8 protein-coding genes are annotated in these 15,337 nt (G+C 36.1%); 2 read left to right on the forward strand and 6 right to left on the reverse strand.

All coding sequences use genetic code 11. From position 1 onward, the window contains the following. Positions 1-98: 98 nt before the first annotated feature. The 4 genes from ICJ85_RS07335 to ICJ85_RS07350 form a co-directional block, all read right to left on the reverse strand. Positions 99-3,749, reverse strand: coding sequence for an ABC transporter permease/M1 family aminopeptidase (locus ICJ85_RS07335; RefSeq protein WP_188223150.1), 3,651 nt, complete (start codon positions 3,747-3,749; stop codon positions 99-101). A gap of 24 nt (positions 3,750-3,773) precedes the next feature. Further along, on the reverse strand, positions 3,774-4,661 hold the full coding sequence (locus ICJ85_RS07340; RefSeq protein WP_188223151.1) for an ABC transporter ATP-binding protein: 888 nt from the start codon (positions 4,659-4,661) through the stop codon (positions 3,774-3,776). A gap of 151 nt (positions 4,662-4,812) precedes the next feature. After that, positions 4,813-6,723: a molecular chaperone HtpG gene (gene htpG, locus ICJ85_RS07345; protein ID WP_188223152.1), complete on the reverse strand. Its 1,911-nt coding sequence runs from the start codon at positions 6,721-6,723 to the stop codon at positions 4,813-4,815. Positions 6,724-6,868: 145 nt separating this feature from the next. Next, complete coding sequence (locus tag ICJ85_RS07350) at positions 6,869-9,289, reverse strand: alpha/beta hydrolase family protein (protein WP_188223153.1); 2,421 nt, start codon at positions 9,287-9,289, stop codon at positions 6,869-6,871. A 184-nt stretch (positions 9,290-9,473) separates the two neighbouring features. On the opposite strand from ICJ85_RS07350, the gene ICJ85_RS07355 reads away from it, so the two are divergent. Continuing rightward, entirely contained in the window at positions 9,474-10,484 is a 1,011-nt protein-coding gene (locus tag ICJ85_RS07355; RefSeq protein ID WP_188223154.1) for a 3-oxoacyl-ACP synthase III family protein, read from the forward strand. Positions 10,485-10,969: 485 nt separating this feature from the next. On the opposite strand, the gene ICJ85_RS07360 is transcribed toward ICJ85_RS07355, so the two are convergent. Then, the gene (locus ICJ85_RS07360; protein ID WP_188223155.1) at positions 10,970-13,429 is read right to left on the reverse strand and encodes a TonB-dependent receptor domain-containing protein; all 2,460 of its coding nucleotides are present in this window, start codon (positions 13,427-13,429) and stop codon (positions 10,970-10,972) included. A gap of 94 nt (positions 13,430-13,523) precedes the next feature. On the opposite strand from ICJ85_RS07360, the gene ICJ85_RS07365 reads away from it, so the two are divergent. Continuing rightward, entirely contained in the window at positions 13,524-13,886 is a 363-nt protein-coding gene (locus tag ICJ85_RS07365; RefSeq protein WP_188223156.1) for a CoA-binding protein, read from the forward strand. On the opposite strand, the gene ICJ85_RS07370 is transcribed toward ICJ85_RS07365, so the two are convergent. Continuing rightward, complete coding sequence (locus ICJ85_RS07370) at positions 13,857-15,305, reverse strand: sodium:solute symporter (RefSeq protein WP_188223157.1); 1,449 nt, start codon at positions 15,303-15,305, stop codon at positions 13,857-13,859. The two genes, ICJ85_RS07365 and ICJ85_RS07370, sit on opposite strands and share 30 nt — an antisense overlap. Between the last annotated feature and the right edge of the window lie 32 nt (positions 15,306-15,337).

Below are 15,337 nucleotides of genomic sequence, written 5' to 3' on the forward strand. Positions count from 1 at the left end.
TCATATTAGAGTAAGAAAGAGGGACTTTAGTCCCTCGTGTAACAAACCTATGGACTTCAAGTCCATAGTGGTTTAGTTTAGTTTCTAGGTTGATTTTTTTAATCTGTTAAATTTTCAACAGGCTTTAAATTATCGTCGGGTATTCTGTCAATCATTTTATTGTATGGATCTATTCCTGCTTTAACGGGTATTTTACTGGTTGTAAATGTTAAGCTTGATTTTCCAGGTTTTATCCACATTTTTTTTAGCATAATTGGAGATTTAACAGTCATACCCTTGTTGTTAATAGTATCATTATTAAAAATTCCAATTTCTAAAATGTTTGGTTGGTCTCCGGTTTTTAAAAGTTTACCGTTCCCGTCGAAATAGTTTTTAGCGCTTTCAATATCAATAGAGACTTCATATTTGTTGTAGTCTAGTTTTTTATACGTTGCATTTGAAATTTTGTTGCTGTAGAGTGTGATATTTTCAAAGCTATCACTCAGGTAATACTGCAATGAATCTGGTGTTACAGATTTCATAAAGTTATACCATTCTGAAGTGGTTGTAAATGGGGCTTCCGGACGAAACCGCGCAGCTTCGGTATACGCTTTAAAGCCACTATTTAAATTGTCCTCACCAATTAAATCCTGAAGCGCATACAAAATAAGACCACCTTTGCGGTACCAGACGTAAGCCTGATTGTCATTGTCAAGTAATGTTTTTTCAAATTTACTTTCATTGGCTCGGCTTCTTAAATAGGTGTCTAATTCTCTTTTTAAGAATTTTTGCATGGCATCTACGCCATATTCTTTTTTCATTACCATTAAAGAAGAATATTCCGCCATAGATTCCGATATTTGATTTGAGCCTCTGGTAGCCGATGGTGTGATTTGATGACCCCACCATTGATGCGCGACTTCGTGTGCCGTTACTGTAAAAAGGTAATCCAGATCGTTAGGGTCGCTAAAATCGCCCACCCATCCAAAACTCTCGGTGTAGGGTACCGTATTAGGAAAAGATTGCGCAAAGGTGGAATAGCGCGGGAATTCTAATATTCGCATCTGGCGGTATTGGTATGGACCATAGTTTTTTGAATAATAGTCCATAGAGCGTTTTACGCCTGCAACAAATCGATCGATATTGTAAGTGTGTGTGGGATGATAGAAAATTTGAATGGCCACTTTTTCTCCAGAATCGCCAATCCATTCATCTTCATGAACACTGTAATTGGCCGAGGAAATATTATAGAAAAAGTCTAATTCGCCCCGCATTTTATACGTGTAATATTTCCGTCCATTTTCTTCCCATTCTTTTTGAAGATTCCCCGGCAGAATAGCTATTTGATTTGGTGCTGTGCTTACGGTGCCTTCAAAAGTGATGTAATCGGCGTCATTGTTAAATAGCAAATTACTGGTTCCCCAAGGGTCGGTTTGTTCAGGTAAACTATAGTCTTTAACAGGTAAATCATGCTTTTTTCGATCTAAATCGCCCGTGATTTCACCATCCGGATTATATCCAAATGAAGGAAAAAAATTATTATTTAAAAACGTACCGTTATACACTATGCTAGATCCAGTGCCTTCATTAGGGAAGCCTTTATATGTTCCTGTAACATCTAAAGTCATGCTAATGGTATCGTTGGGTTTCAGCGGACTATGGAAAGCATATATTTCGTAGCCGTAATCATCAAATCGTTTCCCTAATTTGGGCTTTGTGCTGTTAATTGTAAATGTATTGATGTCTTTTTTTATTAACCCTTCGGCGCCCCAGTTTAAATGTAAAGAATCAATGACTTCATTGGTTTTATTAACCATGATGTAATGGACTTTTATTTGGGCTTTTCTCTGTTCTGGGTATAGATTAGCATCTAGCTTTACATCAATCACTTTAGGTTGAGCGATCTTATCGTACTTATTCAATTCTTTTTCATAATTAGCTTGAGCTAAGATACCCTGATCTTGGGTTTTGTAATGATTTATGGTTTTGGTGTTGTAATTAATGAATGCGCCAGAACCTATAAATATGATGAATAAAACGAGAAAGGTTCCTGCAGTCTTGAAGTTTAGCCTGTTTTTTAAGATGTTCCATCTTGATTTTATTCCCGAATCCGTTCCGCGAATCCAATATAGATACCCAATAATAACTAATACACCTCCACAAGCGAGCCAATACGTTCTAAACCAGAATAAGGCCGTTCCGAAGTGCCCAAAACCATTCATGTCTGATACGATATATCGCGGGGCATAGCCATATAAATATAAATTATTATCGACTTCGGCCAAAGCATTTAATCCGAAGAGCAGAGCCCATATTGCAATAGCGATAACGTGTCCTAAAAACTTTTTGGGTACTAGGGAATGCACAAAAAAAGCGAGCATTACAAAAGTGATGTATTTTGGAAATTCAATTAAATATAAATCGATAAAGTATTTGTCGAATTCAAAATTGAAATAGCCTTTTAATATTTGAGTAAGAACGCCGCTTACTAAAACTAAATTTACAAGTAAGAAACTTATAAAAACAAGAGCTATAAATTTTGATCCGTATATAATTCTATTCGGGATAGGTAGTGCTCCAAAAATCTGATTATAATTAACATTTTGTTCTCGATGGATAACTTCTCCTGTCATGAATACAATCAGAATAAATATCAACACAATGAAATTAAAATCTTTAACTTCCAGCATGTAATAGGTGAGTGGCAAAGAGGGCGTGCCGTAAACAGGAAAGCCGTACCAGGCATCAAAAAGTAAAAAGGCAACTGCAGCGATTAAAATCGCTTTAAAGAAGTTATCTCTAACAATATTTTTTAACTCCATAAAAGCCAAACCGAACAGTAATTTTAAATTTAAACCAGCTGAAAATACTTTACTTGCTTGAGGTGTTTTGGTAAGTTCGGCAGCATTATTGGTTTCAGGTATATCCTCAGTTTTCTTCTTTTTAGCATTATAATTTTTATTCAGGAACTTTTGAAAATCAAATTTGAACAGAGCATAGGCAAAGGTAAGTAAGCCAATACCAACCCAAAGTAATCTGTTCCAGAATAATAAACTTGAAGTAAAGGGTACAGTTAAGGTGTTTTGTTCTTCGGGAGTCCAGTATTGGGTGATATTACTTAATGCCGATAGCCCAAAGGGGTCCAGCATACTAACCAAATCTTTATTCTCTATATCTTGTGTAAGCGTGAGAGTAACCAGATAAGTGATAAACAGGACGGCTCCACCAGCATAGGCAAGCATGACTTTTTTGGTAGTACTGACTAAGGTGAAAAAAATACAGCCCGTAAATAAAAAGTTAGCCCAGTATAAGGTAAATGTTGGTTGAATATAATTCCATAAATTAAAGCTGGTGAACCTGTCGGCTTCTACATATCCTGCGAAAGGGCCAATAGCGAAACCTATAATTAAGCCTAGATGAAGTCCAAAACCAACTAAAAATAGGATAAATAAAGAGCCTAAAAACCGACCTAAAATATACCCTTTTTCGGTTATTGGGTAGGAGAAATAATAGTTTTCAGTTTTATGTTCAATATCCCTGTAAATAGGTACACCTAAAATAGCACTGGCGAGCATGGTGCCAAATATGCTTACCACACATAACATTTCAGCTATGGCTATCGGGGAGTTTACAAATACCTTCTCTGAAGCGGGACCGTTACCGCCAATAGCCAAAATAAGTCCAAAAACTAATAAGATACCAAAATAGGCCCATGTTGCAGGTCTTTTAAATCGGTATTTAATCTCGAATAAAAAGATTTCTTTAAACATAATACAAAAGGTTTTATGAGTGAATTATGCTAAAGCAGAATCCATACGAGATGAGATTTCTGAGAAATATACATCTTCCAAATTAGCAGGGCTGGATTCAAAAGACGGGTCTGGTTGCACATCACTTAACACATGAATGATGGTTTGTCCGCTTTTTAGGTGGGTCGAAATAACTTGCATATCAGCTTTATACTGTTCTAAATCTGATTTTTCGATGGCTTTCTTCCAGATTTTTCCTTTTACTCCCTCAGTTAATGAAATCGGGTTGCCTTGTAAAACGACTTCGCCTAAACATATGATAGCCATATTGTTGCATAAGTTAGAGACGTCGTCTACTATATGAGTGGATAGAATAACAATGGTGTTTGCACCAATTTCACTTAAAAGGTTATGAAAACGTACACGTTCGGCGGGATCTAAACCAGCAGTAGGTTCGTCTACAATAATTAATCGAGGGTCTCCAATGAGAGCTTGTGCAATACCAAAGCGCTGTTTCATTCCTCCGGAATAGGTGCCTAAGCTTTTATTTCGAACATCCCAAAGGTTGGTTTTTTTTAATAAGGATTCCACCAGATCTTTTCGTTCGCCTTTATTTGAAATGCCTTTTAATGCCGCAATATGAGATAACATATTGTAAGAACTTATTTTTGGGTATACTCCAAATTCCTGTGGCAGATACCCTAATAGTTTCCTCACTTTATCTTTTTCTTTTAACACATCAATATCGTTAAGGGTTACCGAGCCGGAATCGGCTTGTTGAAGGGTAGCCAAGGTTCGCATTAATGAAGATTTTCCAGCACCATTAGGGCCAAGTAATCCGAACATGCCTTGCGGAATAGTTAAGGTGACGTTTTTTAGGGCTTGTACGCCATTGGAGTACGTTTTACTTAAATTATTGATGTGTAGCGCCATAGAAGAAGTTGTTTTAAGGTTAGTGCTACGCTAAAGATAAGTAAAAATGTAGTAATTGTCTGTTAATGAACAGGTTGTTTGTAGGGGAGCAATAAAAAAACCACTTTGCACATGCAAAGTGGTTTCCTGTCTATAAAAAGTAAAAGTGTAATTACTTTAAAATCTCGTAGCTGCGTTTAATGAAGTTTGTTAACTCTTCACCTTTTAATAACCCCTGAGATAAACGTGCTAAATCTAAACTTTGGTTGATTAAGCGTTCTTGTTCAGCTTTATCATCTTTGTTTAAAATCTCGCTAACTAAATCGGAGTTGGTGTTAACCACAAGGTTGTACATTTCGGGCATATTACCAAACATGCTCATACCGCCACCTCCGGTAGCCTGCATTTCTTTCATACGACGCATAAATTCCGGTTGCGTAATGATGAAAGGCGATGCGTTACTATCCATAGCTTCCAATTGTACCATGAATTTTTCAGAAGGAATAACTTCTTTTAATAATTCATCTAAAACTTTCTTTTGATCTTCGTCTAACTTAGAAATTGTATTTTCATCTTTCTTAATTAGGTTATCGATGTGATCACCATCTACACGTGCAAACGAGATATTTTCTTTAGTTGTTTCTAGTTTTTGAATTAAGTGAGAAACAATTGGAGAATCTAATAATAGAACCTCGTAGTTTTTCGCTTTAGCGGCTTCAATGTAACTATGTTGTGCATCGGTATCTGAAGCGTAAAGAATAACTAACTTACCATCTTTATCGGTTTGGTTCGCTTTAATTTTGTTGAAAAGCTCCTCGTAAGTGTAGTAAGTACCATCTACTGTTGGGTATAAAGCGAAAGCATCAGCTTTTTCGAAGAATTTATCTTCAGAAAGCATACCGTACTCAATCACCACTTTAATGTCGTTCCATTTAGCTTCAAAATCTTCACGGTTATTGTTGAATAACGATTTTAATTTATCGGCAACTTTACGTGTAATGTATGATGAAATCTTTTTAACAGCCCCATCGGCTTGTAAGTACGAACGTGATACGTTTAATGGAATATCCGGTGAATCGATAACCCCACGTAACATTGTTAAGAATTCAGGAACAATGCCTTCAACATTGTCCGTAACGAACACCTGGTTTTGGTATAACTGAATTTTATCTCGTTGCATGTTCATATCCTGTCCTAACTTAGGGAAGTATAAAATACCAGTTAAGTTAAACGGATAGTCTACATTTAAGTGAATGTGGAATAACGGATCTTCGAATTGCATTGGGTACAACTCACGGTAGAAGTTTTTATAATCTTCGTCCTCTAAATCGGTTGGTTGTTTTGTCCATGCCGGATTTGGGTTGTTGATGATATCATCTACTGTAATTTGTCTGTGAGGCTCCTTAGTCTCTTTTCCTTCTTCGTCGGTAATAGTTGCAGGCTCATGCTCAGGGTCGTTGATTTCTTTGGTTCCAAATTTAATTGGAATAGGCATGAACTTGTTATATTTCGACAGTAACTCACGAATACGAGATTCTTCTAAAAACTCGGTTGAATCTTCAGCAATATGAAGAATGATTTCCGTTCCTCTATCTTCTTTAGTTGCTTCTTCTAATGTGAATTCCGGAGAACCATCACAGGTCCAGTGAGCAGCAGGAGCACCTGTGTGTGATTTGGTAATGATTTCTACTTTTTCAGCTACCATAAAAGCCGAGTAGAACCCTAAACCAAAGTGACCAATAATACCTGAATCTTTAGCAGAATCTTTATACTTGTCTAAAAACTCTTCAGCACCAGAAAACGCCACTTGATTAATATATTTCTCAACCTCTTCGGCTGTCATACCAATACCTTGGTCGATGATGTGAAGTTTTTTACCTTCTTTATCTATTTTAACTTCAATCTGTGGATTACCATATTCTGAAGTAGATTCACCAATACTGGTTAGGTGTTTTAATTTTAAAGTGGCATCGGTACCATTACTAATTAACTCGCGTAAAAAGATTTCGTGGTCGCTGTATAAGAACTTTTTAATGAGCGGGAAGATGTTTTCAACCGAAACATTAATATTTCCTTTTGTCATGATATATTGTTTTTATTCTGTTTATAATTATATGTTTTTGGGTTATTCAACAAAAATGCCAAGGCAAAAAATGTGACAAACTGACATTAAAAAAGGCCATTCCTATTACAGAATGACCTTTTTATACATTTTATAAGAGGTTTTGTTATTCTTCTACTTTTCTGTTTTTTACATGTTTTTCTAACCATTGGTCTTGTTCCCACAGTAAGTGAAGAATAGATTCTTCGGCAGCATAACCATGACTTTCTTTTGGCAGCATAACTAATCTTACCGGTGCGCCTAAGCCTTTTAAGGCATTAAAATAGCGCTCACTTTGTAAAGGGTACGTTCCGGAATTATTGTCTGCTTCCCCATGAATTAGTAATAAAGGGGTTTTCATGGTGTCGGCATGCATGAATGGAGACATTTCATAATATATTTCAGGAGCTTCCCAGTAGTTACGTTCTTCACTTTGGAAACCAAAAGGGGTAAGCGTTCTGTTATAGGCGCCACTTCTGGCAATTCCGGCTGCAAATAAATTAGAGTGTGAAAGCAGGTTTGCGGTCATAAAAGCGCCGTATGAATGGCCTCCAACGGCAACTTTATTTCTGTCAATATAGCCTAAATCGTCAACAGCATCAATTGCAGCTTTGGCATTACCAACCAACTGTTTTATAAATGTATCGTTTGGTTCTTCGTTACCTTCACCAACAATAGGGAAAGAGGCGTCATCTAAAACCACATAGCCTTTGGTTACCCAATAAATTGGTGAACCATAGTAAGGGTAGGTGAATTCATTGGAGTTCGAAGTGCTTTGTCCGGCACTGCTTTTGTCTTTATATTCCCTTGGGTAGGCCCACATTACCATTGGGTACTTTTTACCAGCTTTATAATCGGTAGGTAAATATAAAGTTCCTGTGAGCTCTAAACCATCATAGCGTTTGTATTTTATAATTTCCTTATGAACATCCTGAATGCTTTTGAATGGATTTTCAAATTGTGTAAGCGGCACCGGAGCCATTCGTTTTTTAATATTTCGAATGTAATAGTTAGGGTATTCATTTTTAGATTCTATTCTCACTAAAATTTCACCTTTATTCATATCTAGAGCCATAGAAATATCTTCTATTTTGTCTTTAAGTGAAGACTGATATAATCGGGTTGTTTTTTTTGTTTTAAGATCTAATTGGTCAATAAAAGGGAATTTTCCATTTTCGGTATAACCATCACCAATTAAGAAAATTTTGTTTTTAACAATGTCTAGGGTGTAACGTCCGTATTCATTTCTTGAAGTGACTGGATTTCCAGGGTCGCTGTACACATCCTGATAGTTTCTGTCTGAAATAATTTCAGGTTTTGCTGTATTGTTCGATGGATTAAAGATATAAGATTTTGTGTTTCTCGTATTCCACCAATAGTCTAAGGCTATGGCAGTATTGGCATTACCCCACTGTATACCTCTAAAACGATTGATAGTTTTTACTAATGAAGTCGGTTCACTGGTAAAAGGAGCTTCTTGCTGAAATACTTCATCTCTGTAATCAACTTTAACTTCAGGGTCTCCTTTGTCTAAGGCTTCAGCCCAAACTAAAGTGGCAGGTTGGTCACCTCTCCACGACAGGCTTCGCATTCCTGTTCTTACGGCCATAAAGCCTTGCGGTAAATCTTCAATTAAAGGGACTTCCAATACGATTTTTATAAGTTTGGCATTGGTGTCGTAAACAGCAGTAGTTGAAGGGAACCTGTAATAAGGAACTAAATAAGAAAAAGGCTTATTAATGGTTTCTACCATAATGTAGTTACCATCTGGGGAAAAAGAAATATCTGAATACATAGCGCTAGACATCCATGAAGATGCGTTACCATCTAAATCTACCTTATATAATTCTGATGTTACTAGTTGTTCAAAGTTGTGTTCGTCTGCTTTGTTTTTAAGTAAATCCTGATAGGTCCTGTTTTGAGCCATAACACCGGCTTCACTCTCAGAAACTGTAGGTCCGGTAGGAACAGCTGTTTTAGTGTCGATTAAATCTTTTCTGTTTTCAGGCAACATTTTAACAAGTAAGGACATGTTGTCTTTAAACCAGTAGAATGGATCTCCTGTATTAGCATTTAAATTATCGCTGGTAATTTTTTTAGCCGATGCATTGGCAATGTCTAACACCCATAGTTCAACACCATTTGAAGTGGTGTTGGTAAATGCCATTTTTTCCTGGTTTGGAGACCAGGAAAAATTGGAAAGCCTTGGGTTTTCGGGTAAGCCACTAACAGTTGTTTCAGTGCTTTTTCGTCCAACGTGGACTTTTATATTGTTGTAATAACGCTCTCTACTGCTAATGTTAGTTTTAGGATTAATGCGTAAACCACCCAGGCGCATTTCGGTTTCCGATAGGGTAGCAATACTTTTAAAATTGCTTCGGTAAAGGAATACCATGTTTTCACCTTTGCTATCAATTCGGATGGAAGGAGCTAAAGGAGCAGTAGCAAGTTCTAAGATTTCTTTTGAGGGTTTTTGATACGTTAAATTTTCTTGTCCGTGGATACTAAGTCCGGTGACAAGAAAACAGTAAAATAGAAATTTTTTCATTTTGAATGATTTGAATTAGTCAAGCATTAAATTTAATTAAAACGGGGTAATAAAATTAAAAAGTAATGTTAAAAGGTCCGATATTCTCACTTGAGGTATTAGAATACATTTTAATGCTTTTTGTAGTTTTGATAGTAAATAATATATAACTTGTAATGAGTATAACTAAACTAAATTCAAAATAATGTACAATTCAAAAATTATTGGCTTAGGAAAGTATGTGCCGGATCATGTGGTAACCAACCACGATTTATCTAAAATGATGGATACCAATGATGAGTGGATTCAGGAACGTACCGGAATACAGGAACGCCGTTGGGTAGAAACCGGTAGTGGAGATACTACGGCCACCATGGGGGTTAAAGCCGCTAAAATAGCAATCGAGCGCGCAGGTATCGATAAAGATGATATCGATTTTATCATATTCGCAACCTTGAGTCCGGATATGTATTTCCCAGGACCAGGAGTTCAGGTGCAGCACGCTTTAGATATTAAAACAGTGGGTGCTTTAGATGTCCGAAATCAGTGTTCTGGATTTGTATATGCCATTTCGGTAGCCGATAATTTTATTAAAACCGGGATGTATAAAAACATCTTGGTTATTGGTAGTGAATTGCATTCGCACGGCTTAGATAAAACCACACGAGGTCGTGGCGTTTCAGTAATTTTTGGAGACGGTGCGGGGGCCGCAGTTTTAACTCGTGAAGAAAACAACAATAAAGGCATTTTGTCGACGCATTTACATTCGCAGGGGGAACATGCTGAGGAATTAGTGTTAACTGCACCAGGAATGGGTACGCGCTGGGTAAATGATATTTTGGAAGATAATGATCCTGATGATGAAAGTTATTACCCATACATGAATGGACAGTTTGTATTTAAAAATGCAGTGGTGCGTTTTAGTGAAGTAATAATGGAAGGGCTGATGAAGAATAATTTAACTCCAGAAAATATTGATATGCTGATTCCGCATCAGGCAAATTTACGCATCGCTCAGTTTATTCAGAAGAAATTTAAGTTGAATGACGACCAAGTATTTAATAATATTCAAAAGTACGGTAATACCACTGCTGCGTCTATTCCTATAGCTTTAACCGAAGCTTGGGAGGAAGGAAAAATTAAAGATGGTGATACTGTGGTTTTGGCTGCTTTTGGTAGTGGGTTTACTTGGGGTAGTGTTATTATAAACTGGTAGAAAAAACAACAAAAAAACCCAAAACGGGGAGTTTTGGGTTTTAAAGCTATTAATCAACTTCAAATTAACACAATCTGTATTTTTGAAGAATGTATTATATAAGACGTTAAAAGTTGCGTTTTATTGCAGTAGACTTATGGTTTAACTCCATTTTAACACAATAAAAAATCCGGAAGTTTGAGAACAACCGGATTTTATTTATACAATTCTTACGTTTTGTAATGTTATAATAATGTGTAGACGACTAACTCTAAATAATTATTTTTTTGAATAATAGCAAGATTGTATAAAGACGTAACGCATACAGGTTTTAGTTATTGTGTAACAAATGTAATTTTTTGAAAATTTTAACATTTTGATAATTAAGTTGTTAGATCGGTTTAAATACAAAGCCTCAAAGTGATTAAACTTTGAGGCTTCTTTTTTGACGTCAAAAATGAAACACTAATCAAAAATCCGAATTCAATATGTTTTAATGTTAGTTCTTATAGGAATCCGCCGCCGCCAGACTTCGTGTTATTGTCTCGGTTTTTTCTGGATTTCGCTTTGTATTTTCCGCCTCCAAATCTATAAGACAAGCCAACATTCCAAGTGTTGCTTTCCCAGCTAAAGGCGCCTTCTTGAATAAATGGTTTGTCTCCATAAAAGGCAAATTCCATGGTGTTGAAAATATCGTTATAATTTAAACTTAACATTCCTCTGCCTTGGGCAAAGGCAACACGAGCGCCCAGATTCACAAAATACATGGGTTTTCTTTCGAATTGAATGGTTTTATTTTTTCCGCGGTAAAACCCAAAAGCTGTCAAGCTAACCGTTTTACTCACACTGAAATTATTGTACATCCTAAAATTCCACAAAACATTATCGACTTCATCAATATTAGTCTCTATATCATTTATGGTTGCATTTTCAATGGGAACGGTTAAATTTTCGGCAATACCTTTTTGGGTTTGAGAATACAAATCGAAACTCCCGTTAATATTCCACCACTTAAAAGGACGGTAATTGCTACTAAGTTCCACACCATAAGCAGAAGTATCATCGAAATTATCATGGGTTAAAATAACTCGGCCTGAAGTAACATCGCTACGGTCTATAAATAAGGCGCGGTTAATTTCATCGGAAATCATTCGGTAGAATACACCGCCAGTCACAGTCCCTTTTCTATTGTTAAGCGTTCTTGTATAATTAGCTTCAATGGAGTTCGTAAATTGTGGTTCTAAATTAATGTTTCCGTAAGAGGAAATTAACGGCGTGCTCCACTCTTTAATCGGGTTGACCTGGCCGATTCCCGGGCGGTCTACACGACGACTATAACTCAACTGATACGCATTTTTTTCTGAAGGGGTGTAAGTGAAAAAAGCAGAAGGGTACACTTCAAAATAATCGTTTTTAAAACGCTGTGTACTTGAGGCTTCTGAAGATAAAGCAAAAGCATCTTCTTTTACGTTTTCAGCACGCAGCCCGATTTGGTAATTCCATTTTTCGAAAGATTTGCTGTAAGTTGCATAGGCTGAATAGATGTCCCGGGTGTAATCGAAATTAGTATCTGGTGTTGGTCTTAGAATGCCTTCGTTGTTTAGTGTTTGTCCTGTTGATGAATAAGCGATATCGGAATTGAATAACCGGGCTTGCAAACCGGCTTCTAATTTAGCTGTTTCAGAAAGCGGATTTATATAGTCTAAGTTTAAGGTAACGCTTTCTCTATCGGTGAAGTTGAAATCTTCATAATCTTCGTTCGGCCCAAGTAAAAAATCGAAATCTACAGGGCTTTCATCATCAAAGACATTGTAGTCGGCTTCAAATTCTATATTATGTCCTTCTTTTTTAAAATCTAATTTATAATCAAAATTGTATTGCGATGAATTGTTGTCACCTCTGGAATTGAAAATCTGACTTTGATTATAACGTTCATCATCATAGAATATAGCGTCTGTTTTTCCATAGGTGCTATTGTCTGATGTATTTTGAGTAGTGAAAACCGATATCGTATTTTTTTCGTTTAAATAGAAATCTACACCAACTTTATACAGATGTGATTGTCGTTTTTCTAAAAACTTAAAAAACTGTTCGGAGTTATTTTCAGGTCTATAAATGAAACCATTGTTTCTGTTTTTAGCAATATCGTTACTGTAACTTCCGTAAAAATTGAATTTTCCATTGCGATAATTTAGCCCCAGAGAACTATTAAATTTAGCTTCATATTCATGAGTCAGTCCAATAGAAACATTACCGTTAAAGCCCTGCATGGTGTTTTTATGTAGAATAATGTTTATAATACCACTCATGCCTTCGGGATTGTATTTTGCCGATGGATTCGTGATAAGTTCAATCGATTTTATAGCTGTCGATGGAATTTGCTTTAGTAACTGGGCTGTTGGAATGTTTGATAGTTTACCATCTACCATAACGCGAACATTTTGGTTGCCGCGCAAGCTAATATCTCCGGTTTGCGCATCTATGCTTACCGATGGTATGCCCACCATAAGTTGCGAGGCGCTGCCAGTAGCGGCTAAGTCTTTTCCAATAGTAATAACTTTTCGGTCTACCTTTTGTTGAATTGTAGATACATCGGCAACTACAGTGACCTCGTCCAAACCTTCGGCTTCTTCTTCTAAGAAGATATTTCCTAAATTAATATCGTAACTGTTTTTACCTATTAATATAGGTTTGTTAATGGTTTTGTAGCCAATATATTGAATGTTGACAATATGATTACCTTCTTCCAGTTTTTCAATTTTAAACGAACCGTCTTCCCGAGTAATTCCACCCGTAATAATGGTTCCATTATTAGATTTTATAACGACATTTACGTAAGGTAAGGGTTGGTTTAAATTAGCGTCTAAAACGGTACCATAAATAGAGCCCTTTTTGTCTGTAGATAGAGCATAAGCTTCTATGGTCGATATGACCACTAGAAAGCATAGTGCTAGTAGTTTTTTCATTTTGATTGATTGATTTTTTGATTGATGTATGTATTTGACGCCTCAATTGAAAATCTGTTACTATATTTATTAATAATTCTTGATTTTTTAACATATGAATAAAAAAACTCTAGTTCTTGGCGCCTCTTTAAAACCTGGAAGATATTCAAATTATGCCATTCATAAATTGGTTGAAAAACATATTGAAGTGGTTGCGATTGGAAACGTTACAGGTGAAGTTGCAGGAATTAAAATTGATACAGAAAAGTTACCCCATGAAGATATTCATACCGTGACCTTGTATTTGAACCCAAAAAATCAGGTGCCATACTACGATTACATACGGTCCTTAAAACCAAAGCGTGTGATATTTAACCCTGGTACAGAAAATCCGGAATTATATAAACTTTTAAAAGAGAATGATATTGATTTTGAAACAGCCTGTTCTTTAGTTTTGCTTTCTACGAATCAGTATTAAACCTAAAAATGTTAGGAGGCCGTTGATGATTAATATTTCAAAACCAATTTGGTATCCGTTAAGTAAGTCTACGGAGTATGCGTTTATAAAATAAGACACAATTGGAGCGACTATAGCGATAATCCAAACGTAGTTGTCTTTTAAATGCTGTTTGGTAAAAATACCAAAAGCAAATAAGCCTAGTAAAGGTCCGTAAGTGTAGCCGGCAGCTTTAAATAATTCCCAGATAACAGAAACGTCTTTAAATAAAGCATCGAAAATAATGATGACAACGACGAGCAAAGCACTAATAAAAGCATGCGTTTGCTTCCTGATCCTTTTTCTGTTGGCCTCTGGTTTTTTGTCTAATTCTATAATGTCAATACAGAATGATGTGGTTAAAGAGGTTAAAGCGGAATCGGCACTACTGTAAGCCGCAGCAATTAAGCCAAGAATAAAAAAGGCAGAGGTGGCAAAGCCTATTTCAGGTAACATAGCAATGGTCGGGAATAAATCGTCCTTTCGTGCTGTTATATTATTCTGAATGGCGTACTGTGTTAGTAGCAATCCTAAAACTAAAAACAGAATATTCACAAAAATTAAAACCACGCTAAAGGATAGCATATTCTTTTGCGCTTCTTTAATATTTCGACAGGTTAAATTTTTCTGCATCATATCCTGATCTAAACCTGTCATAGTAATGGTGATAAACATGCCCGATAAAAAACTTTTTACAAAATATTGAGCATCATTAATATCTTCAAAAAAGAAAACTTTGCTCATGGCATTTGTTTTTACATTGTTGTAAACATCAGAAAGACTATGTAGGTCTAAAGCATTAGCTAAAAAGAAAATGGTTACCAAAACCGAGATGAGCATGAATAGGGTTTGAAGGGTATCGGTAAAAATGATAGTTTTTATACCACCTTTAAAGGTATACAACCAAATAAGCAGAACCGTAATAATTACGGTAATTGAAAATGGAATGCCATATTGATCGAAGACCAAAAGTTGGAGGACTTTTGCTACTAAAAATAGTCTAAATGAGGCACCGACGATTCTCGAGATTAAGAAAGCAATAGAGCCTGTTTTGTAACTGGTATTTCCAAATCGGTCTCTTAAATAAGTGTATATGGAGGTTAGGTTGAGTTTATAGTAAATAGGAAGTAAAACATAGGCAATAGCGAGATAGCCAAATAAATAACCGAAGACGACTTGCAGGTAGCCAAATTGTTTGGTTTCAACAGCACCGGGAACTGAAATGAAAGTCACACCTGAAAGCGAAGCTCCAATCATTCCGAAAGCAACCAAATACCAGGGCGCCGATTTGTTAGCCTTAAAAAAGGCATCGTTAGAATCTTCTTTTCCTGTGAAATAAGAGATTAAAATTAGAACACCAAAATAAGCTGCAATTAGGATTAAGATTTGAGTCGCCGACATTAATTTATTTGTTTTAACGGCCAAAATACAAA

The sequence above is a fragment of the Aestuariibaculum marinum genome (assembly GCF_014596975.1).
Lineage (GTDB): Bacteria > Bacteroidota > Bacteroidia > Flavobacteriales > Flavobacteriaceae > Aestuariibaculum > Aestuariibaculum marinum.

What these genes read in the sequence shown, in the direction of transcription:
- ICJ85_RS07335 (WP_188223150.1), bottom strand. Translation starts at nt 3,749, where the DNA reads ATGTTTAAAGAAATCTTTTTATTCGAGATTAAATACCGATTTAAAAGA.
- ICJ85_RS07340 (WP_188223151.1), bottom strand. Translation starts at nt 4,661, where the DNA reads ATGGCGCTACACATCAATAATTTAAGTAAAACGTACTCCAATGGCGTA.
- htpG (WP_188223152.1), bottom strand. Translation starts at nt 6,723, where the DNA reads ATGACAAAAGGAAATATTAATGTTTCGGTTGAAAACATCTTCCCGCTC.
- ICJ85_RS07350 (WP_188223153.1), bottom strand. Translation starts at nt 9,289, where the DNA reads ATGAAAAAATTTCTATTTTACTGTTTTCTTGTCACCGGACTTAGTATC.
- ICJ85_RS07355 (WP_188223154.1), top strand. Translation starts at nt 9,474, where the DNA reads ATGTACAATTCAAAAATTATTGGCTTAGGAAAGTATGTGCCGGATCAT.
- ICJ85_RS07360 (WP_188223155.1), bottom strand. Translation starts at nt 13,429, where the DNA reads ATGAAAAAACTACTAGCACTATGCTTTCTAGTGGTCATATCGACCATA.
- ICJ85_RS07365 (WP_188223156.1), top strand. Translation starts at nt 13,524, where the DNA reads ATGAATAAAAAAACTCTAGTTCTTGGCGCCTCTTTAAAACCTGGAAGA.
- ICJ85_RS07370 (WP_188223157.1), bottom strand. Translation starts at nt 15,305, where the DNA reads ATGTCGGCGACTCAAATCTTAATCCTAATTGCAGCTTATTTTGGTGTT.